Source organism: Cypionkella sp. PAMC25878 (genome assembly GCF_058135695.1).
The window spans coordinates 1,777,610-1,802,215 of sequence record NZ_CM176871.1 but is presented as its reverse complement, the minus strand read 5'-3'; the positions used below and the strand labels follow the sequence as shown (position 1 = coordinate 1,802,215).

23 protein-coding genes are annotated in these 24,606 nt (G+C 59.2%); 10 read left to right on the top strand and 13 right to left on the bottom strand.

Features of this window, described 5'->3' with window-relative positions:
* Positions 1–201: 201 nt before the first annotated feature.
* Positions 202–1,104 carry a nucleoside hydrolase gene (locus ACS5RD_RS08555; protein WP_489930827.1) on the bottom strand — a complete coding sequence of 301 codons (903 nt, stop codon included), beginning with the start codon at positions 1,102–1,104 and terminating at the stop codon, positions 202–204.
* Positions 1,105–1,466: 362 nt separating this feature from the next.
* On the opposite strand from ACS5RD_RS08555, the gene ACS5RD_RS08550 reads away from it, so the two are divergent.
* The 8 genes from ACS5RD_RS08550 (at position 1,467) to ACS5RD_RS08515 (ending at position 12,181) form a co-directional block, all read left to right on the top strand.
* Positions 1,467–3,125, top strand: a complete 1,659-nt coding sequence (locus ACS5RD_RS08550; protein ID WP_489930826.1) for an ABC transporter substrate-binding protein — start codon at positions 1,467–1,469, stop codon at positions 3,123–3,125.
* Positions 3,126–3,131: 6 nt separating this feature from the next.
* Positions 3,132–4,139: an ABC transporter permease gene (locus tag ACS5RD_RS08545; protein ID WP_489931354.1), complete on the top strand. Its 1,008-nt coding sequence runs from the start codon at positions 3,132–3,134 to the stop codon at positions 4,137–4,139.
* A complete protein-coding gene (locus ACS5RD_RS08540; protein WP_489930825.1) occupies positions 4,136–4,984 on the top strand; it encodes an ABC transporter permease in 849 nt (282 codons plus the stop codon). Before ACS5RD_RS08545 ends, ACS5RD_RS08540 begins: the two co-directional genes overlap by 4 nt.
* Positions 4,977–6,974, top strand: coding sequence for an ABC transporter ATP-binding protein (locus tag ACS5RD_RS08535; RefSeq protein ID WP_489930824.1), 1,998 nt, complete (start codon positions 4,977–4,979; stop codon positions 6,972–6,974). The genes ACS5RD_RS08540 and ACS5RD_RS08535 overlap by 8 nt, the downstream gene beginning before the upstream one ends.
* Before the next feature lie 71 nt (positions 6,975–7,045).
* Positions 7,046–7,951: a LysR substrate-binding domain-containing protein gene (locus ACS5RD_RS08530; RefSeq protein ID WP_489930823.1), complete on the top strand. Its 906-nt coding sequence runs from the start codon at positions 7,046–7,048 to the stop codon at positions 7,949–7,951.
* A gap of 89 nt (positions 7,952–8,040) precedes the next feature.
* Positions 8,041–8,835 carry a HalD/BesD family halogenase gene (locus ACS5RD_RS08525; protein ID WP_489930822.1) on the top strand — a complete coding sequence of 265 codons (795 nt, stop codon included), beginning with the start codon at positions 8,041–8,043 and terminating at the stop codon, positions 8,833–8,835.
* Positions 8,836–8,907: 72 nt separating this feature from the next.
* Positions 8,908–10,413 carry an aromatic amino acid lyase gene (locus tag ACS5RD_RS08520; RefSeq protein ID WP_489930821.1) on the top strand — a complete coding sequence of 502 codons (1,506 nt, stop codon included), beginning with the start codon at positions 8,908–8,910 and terminating at the stop codon, positions 10,411–10,413.
* Positions 10,414–11,302: 889 nt separating this feature from the next.
* On the top strand, positions 11,303–12,181 hold the full coding sequence (locus ACS5RD_RS08515; protein WP_489930820.1) for an NAD(P)/FAD-dependent oxidoreductase: 879 nt from the start codon (positions 11,303–11,305) through the stop codon (positions 12,179–12,181).
* A gap of 734 nt (positions 12,182–12,915) precedes the next feature.
* On the opposite strand, the gene ACS5RD_RS08510 is transcribed toward ACS5RD_RS08515, so the two are convergent.
* The 4 genes from ACS5RD_RS08510 to ACS5RD_RS08495 all read right to left on the bottom strand — a co-directional run bounded on the left by ACS5RD_RS08510 (position 12,916) and on the right by ACS5RD_RS08495 (position 14,274).
* Entirely contained in the window at positions 12,916–13,461 is a 546-nt protein-coding gene (locus ACS5RD_RS08510; protein WP_489930819.1) for a DUF3489 domain-containing protein, read from the bottom strand.
* 12 nt (positions 13,462–13,473) lie between these two features.
* Positions 13,474–13,698 (bottom strand): hypothetical protein, encoded by a 225-nt coding sequence (locus ACS5RD_RS08505; protein WP_489930818.1) that lies wholly within the window; start codon positions 13,696–13,698, stop codon positions 13,474–13,476.
* Positions 13,699–13,701: 3 nt separating this feature from the next.
* Complete coding sequence (locus tag ACS5RD_RS08500; protein WP_489930817.1) at positions 13,702–13,914, bottom strand: hypothetical protein; 213 nt, start codon at positions 13,912–13,914, stop codon at positions 13,702–13,704.
* An 87-nt stretch (positions 13,915–14,001) separates the two neighbouring features.
* Complete coding sequence (locus tag ACS5RD_RS08495; RefSeq protein ID WP_489930816.1) at positions 14,002–14,274, bottom strand: hypothetical protein; 273 nt, start codon at positions 14,272–14,274, stop codon at positions 14,002–14,004.
* A gap of 127 nt (positions 14,275–14,401) precedes the next feature.
* Here ACS5RD_RS08495 and ACS5RD_RS08490 point away from each other — a divergent pair, with 127 nt between their 5' ends.
* A complete protein-coding gene (locus ACS5RD_RS08490; protein WP_489930815.1) occupies positions 14,402–14,944 on the top strand; it encodes a hypothetical protein in 543 nt (180 codons plus the stop codon).
* Positions 14,945–15,114: 170 nt separating this feature from the next.
* Here ACS5RD_RS08490 and ACS5RD_RS08485 read toward each other — a convergent pair whose 3' ends face one another.
* The 7 genes from ACS5RD_RS08485 to ACS5RD_RS08455 form a co-directional block, all read right to left on the bottom strand.
* Positions 15,115–16,122, bottom strand: coding sequence for a YeiH family protein (locus ACS5RD_RS08485; RefSeq protein WP_489930814.1), 1,008 nt, complete (start codon positions 16,120–16,122; stop codon positions 15,115–15,117).
* Positions 16,119–16,283 (bottom strand): hypothetical protein, encoded by a 165-nt coding sequence (locus ACS5RD_RS08480; protein ID WP_489930813.1) that lies wholly within the window; start codon positions 16,281–16,283, stop codon positions 16,119–16,121. Before ACS5RD_RS08480 ends, ACS5RD_RS08485 begins: the two co-directional genes overlap by 4 nt.
* 183 nt (positions 16,284–16,466) lie before the next feature.
* Positions 16,467–17,969, bottom strand: coding sequence for a CoA-acylating methylmalonate-semialdehyde dehydrogenase (locus tag ACS5RD_RS08475; RefSeq protein ID WP_489930812.1), 1,503 nt, complete (start codon positions 17,967–17,969; stop codon positions 16,467–16,469).
* 122 nt (positions 17,970–18,091) lie between these two features.
* Positions 18,092–18,736, bottom strand: coding sequence for a class II aldolase/adducin family protein (locus ACS5RD_RS08470; RefSeq protein ID WP_489930811.1), 645 nt, complete (start codon positions 18,734–18,736; stop codon positions 18,092–18,094).
* A gap of 37 nt (positions 18,737–18,773) precedes the next feature.
* Positions 18,774–19,571 carry a nucleoside phosphorylase gene (locus ACS5RD_RS08465; protein WP_489930810.1) on the bottom strand — a complete coding sequence of 266 codons (798 nt, stop codon included), beginning with the start codon at positions 19,569–19,571 and terminating at the stop codon, positions 18,774–18,776.
* Between the two features lie 159 nt (positions 19,572–19,730).
* Complete coding sequence (locus ACS5RD_RS08460; RefSeq protein ID WP_489930809.1) at positions 19,731–20,375, bottom strand: helix-turn-helix domain-containing protein; 645 nt, start codon at positions 20,373–20,375, stop codon at positions 19,731–19,733.
* 94 nt (positions 20,376–20,469) lie between these two features.
* Positions 20,470–20,940, bottom strand: a complete 471-nt coding sequence (locus ACS5RD_RS08455) for an Lrp/AsnC family transcriptional regulator (RefSeq protein ID WP_489930808.1) — start codon at positions 20,938–20,940, stop codon at positions 20,470–20,472.
* A 120-nt stretch (positions 20,941–21,060) separates the two neighbouring features.
* On the opposite strand from ACS5RD_RS08455, the gene ACS5RD_RS08450 reads away from it, so the two are divergent.
* Positions 21,061–23,436, top strand: coding sequence for a transketolase-like TK C-terminal-containing protein (locus ACS5RD_RS08450; RefSeq protein WP_489930807.1), 2,376 nt, complete (start codon positions 21,061–21,063; stop codon positions 23,434–23,436).
* Between the two features lie 71 nt (positions 23,437–23,507).
* On the opposite strand, the gene add is transcribed toward ACS5RD_RS08450, so the two are convergent.
* The gene (gene add, locus ACS5RD_RS08445; RefSeq protein WP_489930806.1) at positions 23,508–24,539 is read right to left on the bottom strand and encodes an adenosine deaminase; all 1,032 of its coding nucleotides are present in this window, start codon (positions 24,537–24,539) and stop codon (positions 23,508–23,510) included.
* Positions 24,540–24,606 lie beyond the last annotated feature (67 nt).

Here is a 24,606-nt window from a genome sequence, read left to right as displayed (position 1 = left end):
TCTGACGGCGTCGCGGCAGAGCAGATGCAGCATCAAGCTGGAGCGGCCGTTTGCCAGCCGTGCAACATTTCCGGCTTTGATCAACAGGCAGAGCGGAAAACGGCCTGATTGAGGCGCGGCATGACGACCGCAGCAACGTCGAACTGCGGTCATTCGTTCACGCCGCAACGACCGGCCCGCCGAGTGATCTTGGAGATTTCCCTAGGGCCATTGCGCAAGTTTTGATAGCAAAATGGAGAACAGCCTTTGCTGGTCAACTTGCGTCATGACGAGGCAATTTCCATGCGGGTCGATGTTCGCCATTGATCGTCCAAACTGCGGTCCAGGCTCAGTCACGATTCTGACCCGACTTTGTGTTCCCGAAAATATAGACGGTTCGATCAACCACGCAACGACGCACGGGTCGTGCAAATGCTGATCACCCTTGGCATATGCGGTCAAAAGCCGTTCTGCGATGTCGGAGCAAACGTTTCCGTTCTGCCGTAGGCGTGCTAGATGGAGTTCCTCGATCCGGGTCTGTTGCGTCACATCCAAACCGAACATCACCAGTTGTGCCCCGGATTGTAGCACAATCTCGGCGGCATGTGGGTCAACCATGAAATTGAACTCGGCGAAATCGTTCATATTGCCTGGGCAATAAGCGGCGCCGCCCATAAATGCGATGGAGCGCAGTTTTTTTCCCAATAACGGGTCAAACAGCAGCGCCACCGCCACATTCGTCAGCGGCCCAAGGGCGCAAACCACCACCTCGCCGGGGTACTTATCGACCTGTTGTCGGATGAAATCGACTGCATGGGTCTTTGTTTGCGGAAAATCGCTAGGCAGCGGTAGGCCAGTATCGCCCAAGCCATCCACCCCATGCACCGAAGCGGCAAGATCCGCAGGAGCCAGTATCGGGCGCGAAATGCCGCGCAGCACCGGGATATCCAGTCGCCCCGCCGCGGCACAAATCCGTTGCGCGTTCAGGTAGGTCTTGCCCAGCCCGACATTGCCTTTGACACAAGTGATGCCCAGCACCTGAATATCGTCGCGCGCGGCCAGCGCCAGAAAGATCGCCACAGCGTCATCAATGCCGGGATCGCAATCTATGATGATCTTTTGCACAGCGTGGCCTTTCTGGATTTTGGTCCCTTTTGTCGGGCCATACCCGGCAGGTTTCGATACTTTGCGCTGAAACAAAAGTGTTCAGCTGTGGCTTTGTGACTTATATTTTCTAAGTCAGGCTAAGATTTTGCCAACTTGTCGAACCCCACGTCTTTAGCGACGCTTCCTTACCCAAAACCAAGGACTCTGATGCCGCAATACTCTATATTGACCGCCATTGAGTCAGGCATGTTGCGCAACGCAGCCGGGTCAATGCTGGGTGCCCGCCTGGTTGGTCTGAAGCCATGTTTCAGCCGATCCCGCCCCCGAACCGCCTCAAGCCACGCCAGATGGCGCTTTTCCCAACAGCCGGAGAGACGAATATGACAATCAATCACAAATTGCTGGATATTTTGCGCCGTGGACGCAGTGAACACGAGAACCATCTGATCGACGGTGTGGTGCGCGAGGCCGTCAGCCGCCGCGAGTTTCTGCGCTATGGCTCGGTTCTGGGCCTGTCTGCGCCACTGTTGGGTGGGATTTCGGGGGCGTTGGGCTTCGGGCTTGCCCCGGTTGCCGCGCGCGCTGGCACGCCGGGCGGCACCATCCGCTTTGGTCAGATCGTGCCTGCTGGCGTGATCAACCCGGTGACGATTGCAGATGCGGGCGGTGTTACGATCCTGTCGCAATTTGCCGAGCCACTGGTACTTTCGGCACCTGATCTGTCGGCGGTACCGCTGCTGGCGGAAAGCTGGGTGCCGAATGCCGATGGCACGGTCTGGACCTTCAAGCTGCGGCAGAACGTCAAGTTTCACAACGGCAAGCTGATGACCGCGGATGATGTGGTCGCCACCTTTGATCGGCTATCTGATCCGGCGGTGGGCTCTAACGCGTTGTCGGCGCTGTCGGGGATGCTGTCGAAAGGCGGCACCCGCAAGGTCGATGATTACACGGTTGAATTCCATCTGGATGCCGCCAATGGCAACTTCCCCTATGCGGTATCGACCGACAACTATAATGCCGTAATCCTGCCTGCCGAGATGCCGGAGGATTTTGAGGCAACGATGATCGGGACCGGCCCGTTCAAGCTAGAGAAATACACCCCGAAAGTTGGTGCGTCATTCGTGCGCAACCCGGATTATTGGGGGGCGGCTGCACTTCCCGACCGGATCGAGATCAAATTCTACGACGATTATCAGCCGCAGATTCTGGCGCTTCAGGCTGGCGAAATCGACCTGATTCAACAAGTCCCGGTATTGCAAGCCGTGGGTCTTCTGGCCGATCCGAACTTCAATATCGTCACCACGCCGTCTTCGACGCATCATCAGGTGCATATGCGCACCGACATGGAACCTTTCAAAGACAAGCGCGTGCGCCGCGCAATTGCGTTGACACTGGATCGCCCAAAATTCGTGCAAGGCTTGCTGCGTGGCAAGGCGCAGATCGGCAATGACAGCCCGTTCATGCCGGCCTATCCCTCGACCGACAGCAGCATCGCCCAGCGCGAGATGAACATTGCCGAGGCAAAGCAGTTGATGGAAGCGGCGGGGATGGCGGGGGGATTCAAGACCACGCTGACCACCGAGAAATATCTGGAGATTCCAGATTACGCGGTGCTGATCCAGAATGCGGTCAAGGAAATCGGCGGTGATATTACGCTGAACATCATGGATCAGGGCGCTTATTACGGCGATGCAGTGCCGGGCAAATCGCCTTGGCTTGATTCCGAAATGGGCATCACCGATTACGGCCATCGCGGGGTGCCAAACGTGTTCCTGCAAGCGCCGCTGACCAGCACAGGCACCTGGAACTCGGCGCATTTCGCCAATGCCGAGTATGATACGCTGGTGAAGGGCTATATCGCCTCGCTAGATTTGGAATCGCAGCGCGCATCGGCGGGCAAGATCCAGACGCTGCTGCTCGATGAAACCCCGGTGATCTTCTCGTATTTCTACGACTTCCTCACCGTGACCAAGGCGGGCGCGACAGGGATCGTGGCGACCGCGATGGGCCATATCATGCTGGCACAAGCAAGCCTATAAACCTTCATTCGGGCCGCCGATCGCCTGCGGCCCGCCCTCTATCTGTCCAGGAGAGTTGCGATTTCCAGATATATCCTTAAGCGCACGCTACTGGCGCTGCTGACTCTGTGGCTGCTGAGCGTGCTGATCTTTGCGGGTGGGCATCTGTTGCCCGGCAATGTTGGACGCGCAATGCTGGGGCCGTTTGCCGATCAGGCGGCGGTCGAAGTGCTGAACCACCAAATGGGCACGGATCGCCCGGTTCTGGTGCAATATGGCGATTGGATTGCAGGCTTTGTCAGCGGCGATCTGGGGATGTCTTATGCCTATCGCGCGCCTGTCGCGGATTTTCTTGGCACGGCGCTGCTGAATTCGGCTAAACTCGCCATCGTGGCCTTTGTGCTGGTGGTGCCATTGGGGATTTTCGGCGGCGTGATCGCAGCGCTGTACCGGGGCCGCCCGACCGACCGCATCCTGTCAGTGGTGGGGCTGTCGGCGACGGTGGTGCCGGAGTTTGTCTCGGGCATCCTGCTGATCCTGATCTTTGGCGTCTGGCTGCGTTGGTTTCCGATCTCGGCGACTTGGGAGGACGGTGCTGGGCCGCTGACGCAGCTTTACCATCTGATCCTGCCCGCGATCCCGCTGGTGCTGATCCTGTTTGGCTATATCGCCCGGATGGCGCGGGCCGGGATGATCGAGGCGCTGGATGCCGATTACACCCGCACCGCCGTGTTGAAGGGCTTGAGTTACCCCCAAGTGATCTGGCGGCATGTGTTGCGTAACGCTTTGCTGCCCACCATCAGCGTCATTGCCACCCAGACCGTCTATCTGATCGGCGGGCTGGTGGTGATCGAGATTCTGTTTCATTATCAAGGTATTGGCAGTCTAATCTACACGGCTGCAAAGAAAAAGGACTTCCCGATGCTGCAAGCGGGCGTGATGTCGATCGGCGCTTTGTTCGCGCTGACCACCCTGCTGGCTGATTTGCTCTACGCGCGGCTGAACCCCCGTATCCGCTTTGGAGGTCAGGAATGAACCCGCAAACCGCAGCCTTGGGCTGGCGCGGCGATCTGCGGCGGCTGTCGCGGTCGCCTAGCTTTGATATCGGCGTGGTGATCGTGCTGTTCTGGGTCGCTTGCGCGCTGTTTGGGCCGCATCTGGTGCCCTATGATCCATTTGCCGATGATCTGCTTAGTTCACTGATGCCACCCTCGTCTGAGCATTGGTTCGGCACCGATCAGCTGGGCCGTGATGTGTTTTCCCGCGTCATCGTCGGTGCGCGCGATATTCTGACGGTGGCACCGATTGCCACGGCGCTCAGCACGGTGCTTGGCACGGCTTTAGGCCTGACCATGGGCTATTTCGGCGGCGTGATTGACGAAGCACTCAGCCGCGTGGTCGATGCCGTGCTGGCGCTGCCGACGGTGATCGTGGCGCTGTTGGCGCTGACAGCACTGGGCACCTCGACAGTCACTGTCATGGTAGTAATCGCCTTCAGCTTTGCCCCGGTGATCGCGCGCACGGTGCGTAGCGCGGTTCTGGCCGAGCGTGGCTTTGATTACGTCGCCGCCGCCGAATTGCGCCGCGAGAACACGTTTTACATCCTGTTCGTCGAAATCCTGCCTAACGTGCTGCCGCCTATCCTTGTCGAGGCGACCGTGCGCCTTGGCTATGCGATTTTCACCGTCGCCACACTTAGCTTCATCGGCTTTGGCATTCAGCCGCCCTCGCCTGATTGGGGGCTGTCGATCTCGTCCAACTATGGGCTGATCGGCGGCGGGTTTTGGTGGACGGTGGTGTTTGACGGCGCAGCCATCGCCTCGCTGATCATCGGCATCAATTTGATTGCCGATGGCATTGAAAGCCTGCGCCATGACTGACACCATCCCCGCTTTGCAATTTGAAAACCTTTCCGTCTCCTACCGCGTCAAGGGGGTATCCCGCTCGGTATTGGCGGGCATAAGCTTGGAAATCCGCAAGGGCGAGGCGTATGGCCTTGTCGGCGAATCCGGTTGCGGCAAATCAACGGCGGCCTTTGCCGCTTTGCGCTATCTGCCGCGCAATGGGGCTGTCACCCAAGGCCGCATCCTGATCGACGGCCAAGATATTGGCCAGATGACTGCGCCCGCGTTGCGGCGCTTGCGACGCCAATCGGTGGCCATGGTCTATCAAGACCCCGGCAAAGCCCTGAACCCATCGCTGACCATCGGACGGCAGGTGCAAGAGGTGTTTGAACTGGCAGGCGTGCCGCGTGCCGATTGGGTCGCGCGGACGGTCGAAATCCTTGCCAAAGTGCAGATCAGCGACCCGCAACTGGTGATGGGCCGCTATCCGCATCAGCTTTCGGGTGGGATGCAGCAGAGGGTGGCGATTGCGATGGCGATTGCCAGCAATCCCACGCTGCTGGTGCTGGACGAACCCACCACGGGCCTTGATGCCACGGTCGAGGCCGAGGTATTGGACCTGATTCAGCATCTGCGCCGCGAGCTCTCCACCGCGATCTTGTTCATCAGCCATAACCTTGCCGTCATCGCCCGGATGTGTGACCGCGTCGGCGTGCTGTATGCGGGCCGTCTGGTCGAAGAAGCCCCGACCGCGCAGATTTTCAACGCCCCGCAGCATCCCTATACGGCTGGGCTGTTGTCTTGCCTGCCGCAACCCGGGCGCAGCAAAGATCAGGCTCCGCTGGCGACAATCCCCGGTTTTCTGCCGGTGCCGGGTGAGACGATCAGCGGTTGCGTCTTTGCCGCGCGCTGTGCGGTGGCCGATGATCTGTGCCGTTCGATCGAGCCTGCGTTTCGCGTCTCGGATGGCCATGCCAGCAAATGCCACTACCCTGAACGCGCCGGGGCTTTGCCCGTCGTTGCCAAGGCGGGCGGGACTTTGCGCGGGCCTGAGCCGGCGGCACCGATATTGCAAATCGAAAACCTGTCGAAAAGTTTTGGAGACGGCCATCAACGCCAGCGCGTGCTGCGTGACATTGGAATTGAACTGCGCAAGGGCGAGACTCTGGGTCTTGTCGGTGAATCTGGCAGCGGCAAGACCACCCTTGCGCGCTGTCTGTTGGGCCTGTTGCAGCCGGATAAGGGCAGCGAACTGAAGTTTGCGGGCGAGCCCCTTGCCGGGCGCACCGCCGCGCGCACACGCGATCAGGTCAAATCCATCCAGATCGTATTTCAAAACCCGGATTCCGCGCTGAACCGATCTCACACCGTGCGGTGGATGTTAGAGCGCACGATTTCCCTGCTGGTCGGGCTGAAAGGTGCGGCGCGCGAGGCTCGCGTGCAGGCGCTGACCACCGGCGTGCGGCTGACCGAACGTCACTTGGCCTCAATGCCGCGCCAGCTTTCGGGCGGGTTGAAGCAGCGTGTCGCCATCGCCCGCGCCTTTGCCAGCGATCCGCAAGTGCTGATCTGTGACGAGCCAACCTCGGCCTTGGATGTGTCGGTGCAGGCGGCGATCCTGAATTTGTTGGCGGATTTGCAGGCGGAAACTCAGGTCAGCTATATCCTGATCTCACATGATCTGGGGGTGGTGCGGTATCTGTCCGACCGGATTGCGGTGATGTATCTGGGCCAAGTCTTGGAAATCGGTCCGTCTGAAGCAGTGTTTTCCGGCCCGCATCATCCCTATACGGCGGCCCTGCTGTCCTCGGCCCCCGCCATTGGCGATGAGGCGGCAGAGCGTGTCAAGCTGGTGGGCGCTCTGCCGACCACCGCGCAGCGCCCAACGGGTTGCGTGTTCCACACCCGCTGCCCACAAAGCATTCCGGGCCTGTGCGACAGCAAAGTCCCGCCGCAGATCGCACTAGAGGCGGGGCATGTGATCGACTGCCACTTGCCCGCCGACGCGCTGCCAGTGCGTGGATGAGCCTGCCTGCGGGATTACCTAAGCGCCGGAAAACTGATAGGACTGGCACGACCAACCAAGAGAAAGCGCCGATGCCCCTGACCCTGCCTCCGCTGAACGCCCTGCGCGCCTTTGAAGCAGCGGCGCGGACGGGCAGCTATGTTGCTGCGGCAGAGGAACTCGGCGTTTCGGCAGCGGCGATCAGCCAGCAAATCCGCAAGCTGGAAGATTACCTTGGCAAGCAGATGTTCATGCGGATGAACAACCGCGTGGTGCTGACAGATGCGGGCCATGCCATACGTGAAGGCACCGCCGCAGCGCTTCAGATGATTTCGGATTCAACCGAACAGCTGGTGTCAGACCGTTCGCGCTCTCGGCTGGTGATCAGCACCATCGATTCAGTGGCCGAAAAATGGCTGATCAGCCGGCTTGCCGCCTATTCCCGCGCGCATCCCGATTTCCGCTTTGATCTGCGGGTGGAGGCCGATCCCGCCGATTTTGCGCGCCATAACATAGACTTGCGGCTGGGCTATGATCCTGGCCAGTATCCAGAACACAGCATCACGCTGCTGAAACAAGACGTTGTGCTGCCCCTGTGCAGCCCGGCTTACCTTGCGCGCAATGCGGCGGCGATGGGCATGGCCGCTGTCCCAGAGGATGATCTGTTGCACACCAGTTGGGGGAGCAGTTTTGGCTCGCATCCGACATGGCACGGCTGGTTTGTGAAGGCGGGGTTAAAGCCGCCCTCGGACACCAAGGGCTTTCAGGCTGGACGGTCAAGCCTTGTGCTGGACTTGGCACGCGAAGGCCTTGGCGTGGCTTTGGGGCAAAGGATGATGGCGCTGGATGATATTGCCTCGGGTCGGCTTGTGGCGCTTTCAGAAATCAGCATCGCCTTGGGCTATCCCTATTGTCTGGCCTATCCGCGCGCGAAAGCCCGTAAGCGGCATCTGCTAGCCTTGGTAAATTGGCTTTCGGCTCAGCCATCTCTTGGCTAAGTTATTCTAAACTTCGCTAATATTTCAGGCGGTTGCGCCGCGCTTTCGGGCAGGTGACACTTGCCGCATGAAATTGCGGAGGATGCCCGATGAACCACATTCTTGATCTTGACACCTACCCGATCGACCGCCCCGACAGCCCCGAATACGCGGCCCTCGTTGCCAGTTGCAAAACCCGTCTGGCGACCGATGGCATGTTCGATCTGCCCGGTTTCATGCGCGCCGATGTGACCCAAGCGGCTGCCGACGCCACCAAGCCAGCGATGGCAACCGCCTCGTTCCGCCATGCCCGCAAACACAACATCTACTTCCGCGATACAGTCGAAGGCTTGTCCGAAGATCACCCGGCATTGGCCAAGGTCGAAACCGTCAACCACACGCTGACCGCAGATCAGCTTGCGGGCAATCCGGTGATCGACCTTTACGATTGGCCGCCCTTCGCCACTTTCCTTGCCGCCACCATGAGCAAAGACACGCTGTATCGCATGGATGACCCGATGGCGCGGGTCAACGTGCAGGCCAGCCGCGCGGGCGAGGCGTTGAACTGGCATTTCGACCGTTCGGAATTCACCACCACCATCTTGCTACAATCGCCCGAACAGGGCGGCGAGTTGGAATACAGATCCGATCTGCGCAGCGCCCAGGACCCCAACTATGACGGCGTCGCAGCGCTGTTGCGCGGCGAAGACCCGGAGGTGAAAAAGGTCAAATTGCACCCCGGCGCGCTGAATGTGTTTCGCGGCGTCAACACTCTCCACCGCGTCGTGCAGGTGCAAGGACCGACAGAGCGCATAGTCGCAATCTTTGCATTCTTTGATCGCCCCGGTGTTATAATGACCGCCGAGGAACAAACCGGCTTTTATGGCCGCGCCGTTGCCGCCTAGATCTTGGGCCCGCCGCAGCTGCGGCAAAGCCCAACCCTTCACCCAAGGCCGCCGCATTATGGCGGCCTTTTCATGACCCGGACCGAAGACACTATGATCCATCCCGCCCCTGCCGATCCCCTGATCCTTGACGGCATCAGCCTGACCTGCGCGCAGCTTGTCGCAGCCGCGCATCGCGCCCGCCCGATTGCCCTTGCCGAAGGTGCCGATCTGCGCATCCGCCAAGGCCGCAGCGTGGTTGAAGACATCGTGTCCAGCGGCGTGAAAGGCTACGGCATCACTACCGGGGTCGGCTCGCAAAAGGAATTTGCCGTGCCGCCCGAGGGCATGCGCGATTACAACCGTCGCCTCGCACGGGCGCATTCCACCCATATGGGCGGCGACGTGCTGCCAGAGCATCGCGTCCGCGCCGCACTTATCATTCTGGCGAATGAGTTCTCACTGGGCCTATCGGGCGTTTCCGCCCCGCTGGTGGAATTGATCGTCAACCAGATCAACACCGCTGAGATGCCGCAAGTGTCCTCTTATGGCACCGTCGGCGCGGCGGACTTGATCCCGATGGCGCAAATCGCCGATTGGCTACAAAGCCAGCCAGAGGCTTTGGCGCGCGGCATTCCTGGCCCGAAAGAAACCCTGTCGCTGATCAACACCAACGCAATCACGCTGGCGACCGGGGCCGATGCTCTGATCGAGGCGCGGGCAATCATGCGGTTGGCAAACCTGTCGCTGGCATTGTCACTGGAAGGCTTCCGCGGCAATCTGAACGCCATCAGTGCCAAGGTTAACCAAGCCCATCAGCGCGTCGGTCAGGCTAAGGTCAGCGCCGCATTGCGCGACCTGCTGCAAGAAAGCCAGCTTTGGCAAGATGGTGCGGCCCGCCGCATCCAAGACCCGCTAAGCTTCCGCTGCGCCTCGCAAATCCACGGCGCTTTGCAGGAATTGTTGGAACGCGCGACCCAAGTTTGGGACGAGGAATTGAACTCTGTGACCGACAATCCCATCGTCGATCATGACGACCGCTCGGTGCGCTCGCATGGCAATATGGATTCCAGCCGGATGACCTTGGCGATTGACGGTCTGCGGCAGGCCTTCGCCAAAGCCGCTGATATTGCCGGCGAACGTCTGCACAAACAGCAATGGACCGAGTTTTCCGGCCTGCCCACCGGGTTTTCTGACCCGAACAGCCCGCTGGGTGGGGTGCAATTTCTGAATCTCGGCCATCTTGCGGCCTCGCTGGTCACCTCGATCAAAATCTGGGCTGCGCCGTCCTTGCTGTTATCGGTCGGCCAGATCGCCGATGGTGTGGAAGACACCGCTGGTCATGCTCTGCATGCTGTCGCGGATTTTGAGCGTATGCTCGGGGCGCTGCGCCTGGTGTTCTCGATTGAGATTATCGTCTCGATTTGGGCGATTCAGAAAAGGCAACTCGCCACTGACAGTCTAGGTAAGGGTCTGCGAGAATATGTAACGCAGATCGCCCCCGAGCTTCCCATTGGCCGAGAGGGGCTAGAGGTTTTTTCAATCGAGGCGATTGTCGACATTCTAATGAACCTGGATGAAACTGCCCTCCCTCGGTGATAGGTTTTTACCTAAATCGTTTTCGACGACCATTTGGCCCGTGGCGTCGGGGTTTCAGGCGAGGGGAGGATGAAGGCTGGGTTGGTGGTGTCGGTGATCTGCGCATCAATGGAAATCACTGGTAGCGTTAGCCTGTCCTGCTTTCCTGTCCAAGTCGCAGGGCGAGTGGTACGCGGAGCGGATAGATGGCGACGAGGAACGGCCAGATTGCGCCCGGCATTCTGCCTGAATGGCTTGAAAACCCAAGCGGGCCCAATATAGGCGAGGCTGCCCATGATGCCAGCAGCCTTTGGAATTGCCGCTGAAGGGCATGCGTATGCCCTGTCGCCAGAAAATTGCAGCGCAGGCATGCCTGCCCAGCCGATGGAAAAAAGCGGAACGAAAGAAAAATGAACCAGCCGTGTTAGGCCAAAGCCATTGTGGTCAGGGCGGTGCCAGCGCTGGCAATGCCCGTAAGAATTTTGCCCTATACTCTCGGTAAATTGACCAGCAGGGTGGAGCAGAAAGCCTGCACGAGCGAAAGCTCTGTGCGCATCGGCGACATTGGTGGACGATTTTCGCTGCGGCGAACATAAACGTCTGGTTCGTGGCCGTTGCACAGCCGCGATCCACCTATGGAACGGCAGCTCCGGGCCGTCCACGCCATTCCGGGGTCACTCGGTGTTAAGGCGCAATTGCTGCGACGCCGCGTGGCTGCTTCGAGCTCATGTTGACCGCATACTGCATCGCGGCCAATGTCCGCTTTGCGGGAACTGGCCAAAAATCTAACAAAATTAAGCCGAGTTCTGCCAAGGGTTTTTATCCCACTGATTTCCTGGTGATCTTGATATGTTCGTCTGGTTAGACAAAAACCACCGTTTTGGGATGCCTCCACATTGGAAAACCGGCCATGAAAGACTGCATTATCATCGGTGGCGGCCCTGCGGGACTGACTGCCGCGCTTTACCTTGCCCGGTTCCTGCGCAACGTCATGGTTTTTGACGCTCAGGAAGGGCGGGCCTGGATGATTCCGAAAGCGCACAATCTGGCGCCCTTTCCGGACGGCATTTCCGGGCGCGATCTTCTTGACCGGATGCGCTCTCATGCGCAGCGATATGGCGCCACGCTTGAAAACCGGACGGTCAGCGCGGTCGAAAAGCAGGGAGACGTGTTCCACGTCACGACCGATCGCGGGGTTGAGACCGCGCGCAGTGTTATCTTCGCCTCTGGTGTCGTCAATCATCGGCCGCCTTTGTCGGTCAGCGACCACGATCAGGGTCTAAGCCGGGGGTTGATCCGCTATTGCCCGGTCTGTGATGCCTATGAAATCCGCGGCAAACGCATTGCCGTTCTTGGGAGTGGCGCGAACGGCTTTGCCGAGGCGAGCTTCATTCGCCACTATTCCCTGACCGTCACGCTGATCCCATCTGACGGCTCTGTGGCGGTGGCAAAGGACGGTATCTACGTTCTGGCGTCACCGATGAGTGGCTTGGCGCTGTCGGACTCCGAAGTCATCGTGACGCTTGAGAATGGAGAGACCCAGCACTTTGACACTCTGTATGTCGCCTTGGGCACGACCCCTCGTACAGAGCTGGCGGCTAAGCTCGGTGTTCGTCTTACTGAAGGCGGTTGCGTTATCATCGATGCAAAGCAGAAAACCTGCATCGAGGGAGTCTACGCGATTGGAGACCTCACAGAAGGGCTCGATCAGGTCGCCTGTGCGATGGGCCAAGGTGCCGTGGCAGCAACGGCGATCCACAATGCCCTGCCTAGCATAACAGTTGGATAGCCGCCGATTATGTTGCTCATGTAAGCATTCTGGCATTTAGGGAAAAAGTCCCGAGAACGGTTGTTTGCACCAGTATTGACCGTTTGAGTCAGAGGAAAAATCGAAACCGGACCTTCGGCAGCCAGGAGCGAATGACCGCTCCGTCGGCATAGCAGACCTTGCCCAACCGATTTCGCTGCGGCAAGCACGAACGACCGCTATTGGGGCTGCATTCCGGCGCCATCCTAGTCTCGACCGGCGGCAATGGGCCGACTTCGACATCCGCCCCCCAGGCATGGTTCCTCCCCGGCCCTGTTTGTATGCGGGGGGGGCGCAGCGCGGCATTTCGCTAGCGACTGGCTTTTTCACCGGGCAATCCACCCAAATCCACTTGACGGATTTCTGATAAGTAAACACATTAATATCAGCGCCTTAGATAATCACGACTTTGGCCTGCTGGATTCTTTTGCCAAATCCACCTAATCCAGTTTGCCAAATCCACTTGCTCAAATCCACCCGGCCAAATCCAGGCCGCTAAGCGATGGCAAAACGACATGGGCCGGGCTTTCGTGCTGAGCAGGCTGGGGGCTTGGCCTCTCGATTGGCTGACCTAATGTGCCTGAAAATCCTTGCGACATGGGGCGGAGCGGATCCCAAAAATCACGGCCAACGTGGTCAGGTTCGGCTGTTCACAACCGCAGTGGCGGCTGTGTTTTCGGTAATTGCGCAGGTGATGATGACAGGGAAGCGCGGAATCAGTTTGCTTCCCGACTGATCCGGTACACCCGGCATTTGCCGTCCTCTTTGACGGAGGTCACTGTCAGACCCAGCTTCCTGCCCAGCGCCCCCGACATGACCCCACGCAAGCTGTGAGGCTGCCAGTCAGTGGCTGCGATCATCGCTTCCATCGTGGCACCTTCGGGCGCTTGCAGCAGCGCGATCAGGAGGGCTTGTTTGGTGCCGATGCGCGGGATCGACCGCTTCGGCACCGGCGTCTCAGTCGCGTGTTTGCGGATGGCCGCCATCGCCTGAGCTACCAATGGTTCGATCCCGATGGCCAACAAACCAGCATCCGTGACCACCAGCGTGGTGCCATGGCCATCGCCGGTTTCACGCCAGAGCGGTTCGCCCCGGCGCAGGTTGGCATCGACCTCTTGCAGCCAGCCGTGTTCGATCATCTTGCTGACGGCCATCTTCGCGGCGGCCCCTGCCAGCCCCTTCGGCAGCGGCATGGCGATGTTGTCGGGGCGCTTGGCCCCGGCGGTCAGGATGTTGGTCTGGGTTTCGGTGAGTTTTGTCATGGCGGGTTTCTCTTACTGGTCGTGTTCGGCAAGGAAGGATAGGATGCGCGACATGAGATCGTTGTGGCCATTGGCATCAGCCTCGAGGATAATATCGCCATCGTCGTCGGTTTCCATATCCGCGATCTCGCGCAGCAGGGCGATGGCGTCGTCGCAAGCGGCGAGGCGCTGGGCCTCCCATGCGGTGGTGATGGCGTCCTGCTCGATCTGATGGCGCTGGGCGGGGTCAAGCGCCATGGCTCAGCCCTCGCCTTTCACATCGGGTTGAAGGTCGTCCGCAGCGGGTTCCGTGTGAGTAGCTTCGTAACCACCCGCCACAAAAAAATAATCGTCGTTGTGGTCATTCTCGGTCAGGAAGGTTTCCGCGATGTGCATGGCGGCCTCCTTGATGGCCGCTTCAACCACCACGCGGTGTGTGAGGGTTTCGATCAACATCACGATAAATTTATGCATGTCTGGCTCCGCATTTGGGGCACGCGGGATGCGTTGCCTCCTGCGCAACCAAGCCCCCGGTTGGGGGCCTGCGGGAATGGTGCGGGCCTATTCGGGGTGCTCGGCCTCGTTGAAGGCGCTGTAAGTGATCTGGCGCAGCAGGCTGGAGTAATGGTTCAGGGTGCCAACGTCGCCCCAATGGATCGCATCGGGGTGGGTGTCGAAATGGTCGTCGCTGAGGGTTTTCAGGCGCCCGAGCATCCCATCGATCTCACGCTTGGCGGCGAGAAAAGCGTTCAGGGCATTCGACCGGTGCCTCGCACCAGTGGTGAAATGGGTCGCACTGTTGTCGGTGACGCGGGGGCTGGTTCTGGCGGTCATGGTTCGATCCTTCTGGCTTTTCGGGGTTCGGGCTGCGTCGCGTCTCCATACAAGTTTGCTCTGAATCCGACCTTGATCAACGAAATACCAAGCGATATCATTACTTTGATTGAGCAAAGGACTAGCTATGATCGGCATGAGCGAGCGCGAATATTCCACCCACTCCGGCCTGTCACGGGGTGCTGTCCAGAACGCCAAACGCGGCGGCAGGCTGGTGTTCTATGCCGACGGCTCGATCAATGCGGCCGCATCCGATGCACGCCGGACGGAAATGACCGATCCCGATCAACAGCGCCGCTCGCTTGGCGGCGATGCGGCCATGCCGACCAGTGGCAGCAGTGGAACAGACAGCTATCTCAAAGCCCGCACGGCGCTGACGGTCTACCATGCGCAGGAACGTCAACTTGCGATCCAGAAGAAGAAGGGCACGCTAGTTGATCGCGCGCGCGCCGAAGCGCTGGTGTTTCGCCTGGCACGGCAGGAACGCGATGTCTGGGTCACCTGGCCCGCCCGCGTGGCGGCATTGATGGCAGCACAGGTGGCGGCGGAAGTCGAAAAGAAATCGGGCAAACCGGTGATAATCGAGACCTCGATCCTTCAACGGGTGCTGGAAACTCATGTCCGTGAACAACTCCACGCCCTTGCCGAGTTACGTGTCTCGCTTGGATGAAAGCGATTTTGCGACCGATCGCAATCCGAACTTTGGGGGTGCCGAGGATCTGTTTCGGTCCTGGTACGGTCGGCTGGAGCCTGATCCGGACCTGACAATTCCGGAGCGGACGGATCGGCATTGCTCATCGGCTTGGCCAGCCTATAATTGCGAAGGTTGCGAATGACCTATCACCACAGCAATGTCGTGATGGCCAAAACCGCGATGGCGGCGGTCTCGACCAGAATGATGGCGGCGGCGGTGGGGCCAACTTCGATCAATTGGCCAAAGCTTGTCTTGGTTCCGAGGCCTGCGATTGCGAGGACGAGCAGCCAACGCGAGGTATCGGCCATCGCGACGCTTGCCGTAGCCGGGATCAAGCCGAAGCTGTTGAGCGTCATCAGCGCGACGAATCCGATAAGAAAGACCGGGAAGCGGGTGGGGGCAGCTTCGCCCTCGCATCTATCGCGGTTGCGGTCCCGCACCATCACAGCGATGATGGCAATCACCGGGACGAGCATCGCAACCCGCATGAGTTTCACGATCGTCGCGGTGTTTCCAGCCTTTTCGGAAATCGAGAATCCTGCCCCCACAACTTGCGCTACGTCATGCACGGTTGCCCCGATGAATATCCCGGCCTGGGTTTCATCAAGATGCAAAAGCCGCGCAAGGATCGGGTAGGCAACCATTGCCACCGTGCTAAGCGCCGTCACGGAGACTACAGTGAACACTGTGTCCCGCTCGGAAATGCCTTTCAGCCCCTTTGGGAGCACCGAAGCGAGGGCAAGGGCGGCGGATGCTCCGCAAATACCCACAGCCCCGCCGGTCAGCACGCCAAAAAGGCTTGGTTTGCCGATCGCGCGGCAAAGCAACACGCCGACGCCCATGCTGAGCATCACGCCTGCAATAGCAAGAAAGAACGGAAGCGGGCCAAGGTCTGTCATATTGGCGAGGGTCACCCGCGCACCAAGAAGCGCCACCCCAAGACGGAGCAGGGTTTTTGAAGCAAACGTCACTCCCGGCTCGAACTTGCCCGAGGGGTCAACGAAATTGAACGCCATGCCAAGGAGCAGGGCGAAAAGCATCACCGGCGCGACGTAGTGCGCGGTCAGGAAGGAGGCGGCCATTGCGACGGTGGCGCAGAGAACGACGCCGGGCATCAAGACCCTGATGCCGTCGAGACGGTTGGCAAACATCATTTTGGCATCTCTGCGCGGACCTCGATCAAGGGCTGCAACGGCGTATGATCTGCGCGCCCGGCAGCCGACACATTGCGCGCCTCAATGCGTTGCTCTGTCAGCGTTGCTTGGGCAGGGTTACGGTGCGAGCCGAGCACGCCGAAGTCATTCGCCATCTTCAATTCAACTATCCTTGTAGAGAAATCTGCAGTCCCCGCGTGCAGACTGAACACGCACACACCGACGATTGCGTGCGGGCAGATGCGGGCTTGGGTCTCTGCCGCCGCAAGGGGGCGGCGGCAGATGGTTTCAAAGGTTGATCGGTCAAGCTGACAAATCCATCCCGCACCTGGACCGGCGATTATTCAAACGTCAGCGCCGCCCGTGAAGTTGAACGCGGCACCAGTGCGGATGCCTGAGGGCCAACGTGACGTCATCGTTTTCAGGCGGGTGAAAAAACGGATGCCCTCTGTGCCATGAATATGATGATCGCCGAACAGCGACCGCTTCCAGCCGCCAAACGAGTGATAGGCAACCGGAACCGGGATCGGCACATTGATGCCGACCATACCGATCTGCGCCCGGCTCCAGAAGTCGCGGGCGGCGTCGCCATCGCGGGTAAAGATCGCGGTGCCGTTGCCATACTCGTGCGCGTTGATCATCGCGAGCGCCTCGTCGTAATTTTCGGCCCGCACCACGCAAAGCACCGGGCCGAAGATCTCGTCGGTGTAGATCGACATATCGGTTGTGACGTGGTCAAAAAGGCAGCCCCCGATGAAAAAGCCATTCTCGTAGCCCTGCAGCGCAACGTTGCGCCCGTCGACGACAAGGCTTGCGCCCTTCTCAAGGCCCTGCGCGATGTAATTGTGAACCCGGTCAAAGCTCTGCTTCGAGATGACCGGCCCAAGCTCGGAATTCGGATCGGTATAGGGGCCGATCTTCAACGCCTGTACTCGCGGCGCAAGGGCCGCCACGAGCCGGTCCGCCGTCGCCTGGCCCACTGGCACGGCAACCGAGATCGCCATGCAACGCTCGCCCGCCGACCCATAGCCCGCCCCAAGCAGCGCATCGACAACCTGGTCCATGTCGGCATCCGGCATCACCACCAGATGGTTCTTCGCGCCACAAAGCGCCTGCACCCGTTTGCCCGACCCTGTGCCGCGCTTGTAGATTTGTTCGCCGATTGCGGTGGAGCCGACGAAGCTCACTGCCTCGACAAGCGGATGGTCAAGCAGGGCATCGACCGCTTCCTTGTCGCCTTGGACGACGTTCATCACACCTTTGGGCAATCCGGCCTCGGCGAACAGCTCTGCGATCCGAAGCGGCACGCTCGGGTCTTTCTCGGACGGCTTGAGGACGAAGGTGTTCCCGCAGGCGATGGCGACGGGGTACATCCAAAGTGGCACCATGGCCGGAAAGTTGAACGGTGTGATACCGACGACCACGCCAAGCGGTTGGCGAACGGAAAAACTGTCAACGCCGTTTGCGACCTGCTCGCTGTATTCACCCTTGAGCAGCTGCGGGATGCCGCAGACATACTCGACCACTTCGATGCCGCGGCTGATTTCGCCCACAGCGTCGCTGAGGGTTTTGCCATGCTCACGCGACAGCATCTGCGCCAACTCCTGGATATTCCTCTTTAGAAGATCCCGGAACGCGAACATGACCTGCGCGCGTTTCGCAGGCGGCGTTGCCGCCCAGCCCTTGAACGCAAGGGCGGCCTCCTTGACGATCTGATCGACGTCGCCTGCTGTCGCAAGCCGCACCGAACCAATGTCTTGCCCGGTCGCCGGGTTGACGATGCGCGACACCCGCGCCGATGTGCCGGGCCAGGTTTCGTTCTGCCGAAAATGCTGCACTTCTATCATCTTGTTCACTCCCAAAGGTATCGAGATTAGACAGTGGTCTGTAGTCCGGCGGACATGCGTGCGCCGGGCCGTCGCAGCGTGCAAAGACTATTGAGCCCCGATCAGCGGCTGTTTCGTCCAGGTCAGTGTGTCTCGCCGCAGGCACAAGCGGCCCGCACCCTGCCATAGGCCGACATCTGCTCGAACGCCGCATCAAGCTGTTCTTCGGTCAGGCAGTTCGGTTTGCCGACGGCAACGGCCTTGAGCCAGACCTCCGCGCACCATTCGAGCAGCACAGTCCGCGCCAGTGCCTTTTTCAGTGTGGAACCGTAAGAGATCGACCCGTGGTTTTGCATCAGCACGGCCGTGTGGTTCGGGATCGTGCGGATGACCGCGTCGGCGAGTGCCTGGCTGCCGAATGTCGCATATGGCGCGACCGGGACGGTGCCGCCAAGATCGGCCATCTGGTAGTGGATCGCAGGCAACGCTTCGACCAGCATTGATACTGCCGTCGCATTCACTGAATGGGTGTGAACAATCGCCTGACACTCCGAATTGGCCTTATAGAGCGCAAGGTGCAGCGCAAGCTCGGAGGAGGGCAACCAGCGTGCGTCTATGACTTCACCAGACATGCTTACGACGCAAATGTCAGCTGGCTCTAACGAGCGGTATTCCCGCGCACTCGGGGTAATTGCGATGCAGTCGCCGATCCGGACACTCACATTGCCTGACGTGTTCACCACAAGCCGTGTTGTTACCAACTCGCAGGCTACGGCGGCGACGCTCATACGCTCGTCCGCGTGCAGGACGCCACCTGTCGCCACATTATGCATCCTGGGCGGCCAGAACAAGAATAGCGTCCAGTGCTGCGTTGATGGCTATATTGATGCCCTTGTCACGCTGTTCGCTCGAAGGTTGGGTGTTACCCTTGGCCACGTCCGAGACATAGCCGTCTATCGACAGGATGCACCCCGCCGCGATCCTGTTGACCTGCGCAAGGATCATCACTGCGGAGGCTTCCATCTCGAAGGCGCGGACTCCAGCGCTGCTATAAAGATCGCGTTCCGCCGCGAGCGAAGGGAAGGAAAAACCGTCCGATGTCGAAACGATGCCGTAGCTGATCTGGTCGGTCAGTTTTCGACCCGCGTTCAGAAGTGCGTTTGTCACGTTAAGATCTGCAACTGCCGGAAAACACTCGGGCAGGTGCTTTTTTGACGAGCCCTCATCGCGTACCGCGCCGGTCGCAACCAGGACGTGGCCTGGATGGATCGACGGATCAGCCGTCCCCGCCGTGCCGACGCGTATCGCCACGCGGACATTTAGCTTCGGCAAGTCCTGAACCACCATTGAAGCGCCGGGGCTGCCAAGGCCGGTTGAGATGACCGAAACAGGAACGCCCTTGTAAGTACCACTGTAAGAGTGAAACTCTCGATTTGCCATGACCAGACGTGCATCTTCGAGCCAGTTCTGTGCGATCATCTGGGCGCGGCTCGGATCACCCGGCAGCAAGACATACGGGGCAATCTCGCCGGGCAGGCAGCGTGTCGCGCGACATCTGGACCGCTCAGGAGAATCGACTTCGCTGCGCTTTTCGAACGCCGTTTTCCACATCTGCTCTAGCACACCTTTGGCTCCTTCCAACACTGTCAGAAGGTACATTAGATGAAATGTCTAATTTGTCAATGTGTCAAAGTGAATGCCCATCCGGCGTTGAATCTCGACTGGTAAAGCAGCATGGATAAAGGGGCCGACAAGTCCTTGCCCCTCCTCAGCAAGTATCGTTCAGGTCTTCTGCGCCTTCAGATAGTTGTAGATAGTCGCACGGCTCACACCCATTTTTGTTGCGATGCGGTCGACCGAATAGCGGATGTTGAACGTACTCTGGTCCTTGAACCAGACGATGGCCTGCGCGCGGCCTTCACGGTCCAACTTCTCAAGCGGGCCAAACCGCGCCTCGGCCTGAATGATTTGCGCTGGCAGTACATCGTCCACCACGGCGGCGGTCTTTTCTTCCCTTACGCCCGCAAGAATCCGTCCCTCCCATTCGAGTGGAATATCCTCGGGCCGCATCTCACTCAGCGGTACGATCTGTGATCCAAGCGACCGGATAACCGGTTCAAGCGATTCCACGTATTTCCAACCAAGTTCCGTCGTCGGAGACGAGTCGCTGATCACTAACCTGTAATGGCTTGCTCCGGCGCGGAAAGCCGTCAGGATCGAGTCCCGGATGGCATCGGCAAGTTCTTCAAGTGTACCCTCGCAATGCGACACGATCCCGTTCGAGCTTTCCTCAAGATTTCGTTCGGTGAACGCTTTGATGCCCGCTTTGACATGTGGCAATTGATGTCCGGCAACGCCCGGGCCAATCGAGAAATCAACAGAAAGGGCTGCCTGATCGTCGACGTTGCGTTTCACCTCTGAATTCATCAGCTTTCCTTTGAAGATCTCTGGGCGGACGTATCGCCGTCTGACAACAGGTATGCAACACTTTACAATTTGCGACTGACGCCTGCCGCCATAATTATACGGTGCGCAGCATGTCTGATTTCACACGTCGGAGTGGGATCGAACTTTCAATCGAAGCAACTCCCAGAACCTTCGTCAAGCGCCCTACGAGAAAGGTCTCGAATTCTGCGAGGTTGCCTGTGGACACTCGCAAAAGGTAGTCCCGGTTGCCGGTCATCAGCCAACAGTCGACCACCTCTGGGAAATTTCGAACCGCCGCCTCGAACGTCGCCAGCGCTCCGTCGATTTGCCTGTCGAGCCGGACAGAAACGAAAACCGAAACGTGAAAGCCGAGGGATGCTTCATCAATGATGGCACGATACCCGGTGATAACCCCCGCTTCCTCCATTACACGTAAACGACGGGCGGTGGGTGTCGCACTCAGGCCCACGACTTCGCTGAGCTGTTGAACCGACATCCGTCCGTCAACTTGTAGGCGACGCAGGATACGCCGGTCGATTTCGTCTATCGTGACGCCATTCGCCATTTTTCTTAACTTTCTTAACGGATATCGCCAATTTTTGGCATTCGAACGCGCAGATTGCAATATTTCACTCTTGGTAAACTGCTATTCTTGCACAAAATCGACAATTGGAAGATCCAACTCATGACGAACCATCTGAAAATCATCGAGCAGCGGCTACTTTGGCTGTCGCACTGGATGATCCACCACGCAAATCACATCAGGCCCAAAGCCGATGGCATCAAAGTTGGGGGCCATCAGGCATCCTCGGCGTCGATGGTGTCAATCATGACAGCCCTGTATTTCAGCGCGCTGCGTCCCGAAGACCGCGTCGCGGTAAAGCCGCACGCCTCGCCGATTTTTCACGCAATCCAGTATCTTATGGGCAATCTGAACCGCGCAGCCATGGAGAACTTCCGAGGCTATGGCGGCGTGCAGAGCTACCCCTCGCGGACAAAGGACGGCGACGATGTCGATTTCTCGACTGGCTCGGTCGGGTTGGGCGTGGCGATCACCTCATTCGCGTCAATCGTGCAAGACTATATTAGCGCGAAATCCTGGGGACGGGACATGCCGCTGGGGCGAATGGTAGCGCTTGTGGGTGACGCCGAGTTGGATGAAGGCAACATCTATGAGTGCCTTCAGGAAGGCTGGAAGAACGATTTGCGCAACACCTGGTGGATCATCGACTATAACCGCCAGTCGCTTGATGGCATCGTCCGGGAGGGTCTCTTCAAGCGGATCGAGCAGATCTTCGACGCCTTCGGCTGGGACGTAATTCGTGTGAAATACGGCTGCCTGCAACACGCGGCCTTTGCCGAGCCGGGCGGCGAAAAGCTGCGCAATTGGATCGACGCTTGCCCGAACCAGCTTTACGCCGCACTCACTTACATGGGCGGCACCGTCTGGCGCAAACGATTGATGGATGCTCTTGGCGACCAAGGCGATGTCACGGCGCTGCTTAGTCGGCGTTCGGACCATGAACTCGCCGAACTAATGGAGAATCTCGGTGGCAACTGCGTACAGACAATGGCCGACACCTTTTCCGCCATCGACCATGACCGCCCGGTTTGTTTCCTTGCCTATACAATCAAAGGCTGGGGTACGCCGATCGCGGGCCATAAGGACAACCACGGCGGCCTTATGAACAAGTCGCAGATGGCCGAATGGCAGCGCCACATGGGCGTGCCCGAAGATCAGGAATGGGAGAAGTTTGCCACGGTCGAAGACCCGGCCTCGCTGCAGCGCGTGCTCTCCCGGGCGCCGTTTTTCGCCAAGGGCCGTCGCCGCTTTACCGATGAAAAGCTCGCCGTGCCGGACATTTCTGTTACCTCGGAGCGCGAGATTTCAACGCAGATTGGCTTTGGGAAGATTCTTGACGATCTGGCGAGAGGTGACAGTGCGCTGGCATCGCGGATTGTGACGACATCGCCGGACGTGACAGGAACCACGAACCTCGGTCCATGGGTGAACCGCCGCAAGCTTTTTGCACGGACGGCGCAGGCAGACACCTTCATAGACGAGAAAATCGTCTCGACCGCGAAATGGGAGTTCACCCCTGAGGGACAGCACATCGAGCTTGGCATCGCCGAGATGAACCTGTTTCTGCTTCTGGGCGCTGCAGGTTTGTCGCACTCGTTATTCGGCAAGCGTCTTTTGCCGGTCGGAACGGTTTATGACCCGTTCGTCGCGCGCGGCCTCGATGCGCTGAACTATGCCTGCTACCAGGATGCGCGGTTCATGATCGTCGGAACACCGTCTGGCGTCACGCTGTCCTACGAAGGCGGGGCGCACCAATCCATCGGCTCGCCGCTGATCGGGATGTCGCAGGATGGTCTGGCGGCATTCGAGCCTGCCTTCGTCGATGAGCTTGCCGTTATCATGCATTGGGCCTTTGCCTATATGCAGAAAGATGGCGGTAGTGATCCCGATGAGCGCACCTGGCTGCGCGATGAAACTGGTGGCTCTGTTTATCTGCGGCTTTCGACCAACCCGATCGAACAGCCAGGCAAGCGCCAGGACGATGCATTTCGCCAGGGCACCATCGACGGCGCCTACTGGCTGCGGAAGCCGGGGCCGAATTGCGACGTGGTGATTGCCTATCAAGGCGCGGTCGCGCCGGAAGCTATCAAGGCGGCGGGCCTCATCGCACAGAGCCGCCGCGATATCGGTGTGCTGGCGGTGACATCGGCGGACCGGTTGAACGCAGGTTGGACAGCAGCGCAACGGGCGCGGGCGCGGGGCAACACTGCCGCGCTGAGCCACGTCGAGACGCTGTTGCACGATCTGCCGCCACATTGCCGGATGGTGACGGTGATCGACGGGCATCCTGCCACGCTCGCCTGGCTTGGCTCGGTCGCCGGCCACCAGACGATTCCGCTGGGCGTTGAGCATTTCGGCCAGACCGGGACGATTGCTGACCTCTACCGGCACTTCGGCATTGATACAGCCTCCATCGTCGAGAAGGTCGGCGGTCTGACCGTTGGCAGGCCGATCCTGCGGCGCTTTGCCGGGGCATAGCGCCAAAACCGGATTTGCCGGAAAACGAAGAAGCCTCGCCGTGCAATCGGCGAGGCTTCTTCTTTACCCTCTTATTGGACCGAGGCGTTGATCTGAGCTTCCATCTCGGCCTTGCGCGCCGACGTACACAGTGAATTCCATGCTGCGTTGACCTGCAACTGCCGCAGCTGGTCCATCGTAAGGCCGTAGTATTCGTGGCAGATCTTTAGCTCGTTCGCCAGCGTGGTGTTGAACATCGGTGGATCATCCGAGTTGATGCTGACGTTCAGCCCCGCCTCCATCATCCGGGGCAGAGGGTGGCTTTCATAGTTTGGAAAGACCTTCAGGCAGATGTTCGAGCTGGGGCTAACCTCAAGGTGAGTCTGATTGTCGCGCAGTTCGGCCACAAGTGCCGGGTCTTCAAAGCAACGCACGCCGTGGCCGATGCGGATGGATTTCAGAAGCTCAATGGCGTTGCGAATGCTTTGAGGCCCTTCGGTCTCGCCAGCATGGCAAATCGCCGGAAGCCCGCTTTGCGCGGCAAGTGTAAACGGATCAACAAACAGCTCTGGCGGAAAGCCGATTTCAAAGCCACCAAGCCCAAGCGCATCGACCTTGCCGTCCTTATGCGCCTTCACTGCACCTTCTGCCGTCCACATTGCTTCCTCATGCGTACAGCTGCAGCGTGGAATATCTATGATCAGCGCGCTCGACGTGCCGAATTCCTGCGCCACGCGGCTGCGGGCTCGCCAGATTGCATCGATCTGTTCGTCAAACGGAATGCCTTGCCGAGAATAGGTGGTGCTAGGTGTGTAAGTCGCCTCAGTATGGATTATGTTTGTAAGCGCCTGATTTCGGAAAAACCCGTAGGACATGGCTTCGATGTCGTCTGGCGTGCGCAGGCAGCTTTTGATCATACTGTAGATGTCGCCAAAGTGCGGAAAATCCCGGAACGTGAACCACTCCCGCAACTCTTCGATGGTGCGCGCGGGAAGATCGATTTTGTTGCGCTGCGCGAGGGCGAAAAGGATATCAGGTGTGATCCCTCCTTCGATATGCACATGCAGCTCGACCTTTCTCATATTGGTAAGTGTGGTCTCGTCGTCGGTTGAAAGGGTCGGCATGGCGAAGGGGCTCCTGAAGTTTCGCGGCGTATCCGTCGCAGGTCATGTGGTGTCGGTTCACGCTCGG

Coding starts and splice junctions, on each gene's coding strand:
- ACS5RD_RS08510 (WP_489930819.1), bottom strand. CDS start 13,461: ATGACAAAACTCACCGAAACCCAGACCAACATCCTGACCGCCGGGGCC.
- ACS5RD_RS08520 (WP_489930821.1), top strand. CDS start 8,908: ATGACCCGGACCGAAGACACTATGATCCATCCCGCCCCTGCCGATCCC.
- ACS5RD_RS08530 (WP_489930823.1), top strand. CDS start 7,046: ATGCCCCTGACCCTGCCTCCGCTGAACGCCCTGCGCGCCTTTGAAGCA.
- ACS5RD_RS08450 (WP_489930807.1), top strand. CDS start 21,061: ATGACGAACCATCTGAAAATCATCGAGCAGCGGCTACTTTGGCTGTCG.
- ACS5RD_RS08470 (WP_489930811.1), bottom strand. CDS start 18,736: ATGAGCGTCGCCGCCGTAGCCTGCGAGTTGGTAACAACACGGCTTGTG.
- ACS5RD_RS08460 (WP_489930809.1), bottom strand. CDS start 20,375: ATGAATTCAGAGGTGAAACGCAACGTCGACGATCAGGCAGCCCTTTCT.
- ACS5RD_RS08540 (WP_489930825.1), top strand. CDS start 4,136: ATGAACCCGCAAACCGCAGCCTTGGGCTGGCGCGGCGATCTGCGGCGG.
- ACS5RD_RS08500 (WP_489930817.1), bottom strand. CDS start 13,914: ATGCATAAATTTATCGTGATGTTGATCGAAACCCTCACACACCGCGTG.
- ACS5RD_RS08485 (WP_489930814.1), bottom strand. CDS start 16,122: ATGATGTTTGCCAACCGTCTCGACGGCATCAGGGTCTTGATGCCCGGC.
- ACS5RD_RS08475 (WP_489930812.1), bottom strand. CDS start 17,969: ATGATAGAAGTGCAGCATTTTCGGCAGAACGAAACCTGGCCCGGCACA.
- ACS5RD_RS08535 (WP_489930824.1), top strand. CDS start 4,977: ATGACTGACACCATCCCCGCTTTGCAATTTGAAAACCTTTCCGTCTCC.
- ACS5RD_RS08515 (WP_489930820.1), top strand. CDS start 11,303: ATGAAAGACTGCATTATCATCGGTGGCGGCCCTGCGGGACTGACTGCC.
- ACS5RD_RS08550 (WP_489930826.1), top strand. CDS start 1,467: ATGACAATCAATCACAAATTGCTGGATATTTTGCGCCGTGGACGCAGT.
- add (WP_489930806.1), bottom strand. CDS start 24,539: ATGCCGACCCTTTCAACCGACGACGAGACCACACTTACCAATATGAGA.
- ACS5RD_RS08490 (WP_489930815.1), top strand. CDS start 14,402: ATGATCGGCATGAGCGAGCGCGAATATTCCACCCACTCCGGCCTGTCA.
- ACS5RD_RS08455 (WP_489930808.1), bottom strand. CDS start 20,940: ATGGCGAATGGCGTCACGATAGACGAAATCGACCGGCGTATCCTGCGT.
- ACS5RD_RS08495 (WP_489930816.1), bottom strand. CDS start 14,274: ATGACCGCCAGAACCAGCCCCCGCGTCACCGACAACAGTGCGACCCAT.
- ACS5RD_RS08505 (WP_489930818.1), bottom strand. CDS start 13,698: ATGGCGCTTGACCCCGCCCAGCGCCATCAGATCGAGCAGGACGCCATC.
- ACS5RD_RS08525 (WP_489930822.1), top strand. CDS start 8,041: ATGAACCACATTCTTGATCTTGACACCTACCCGATCGACCGCCCCGAC.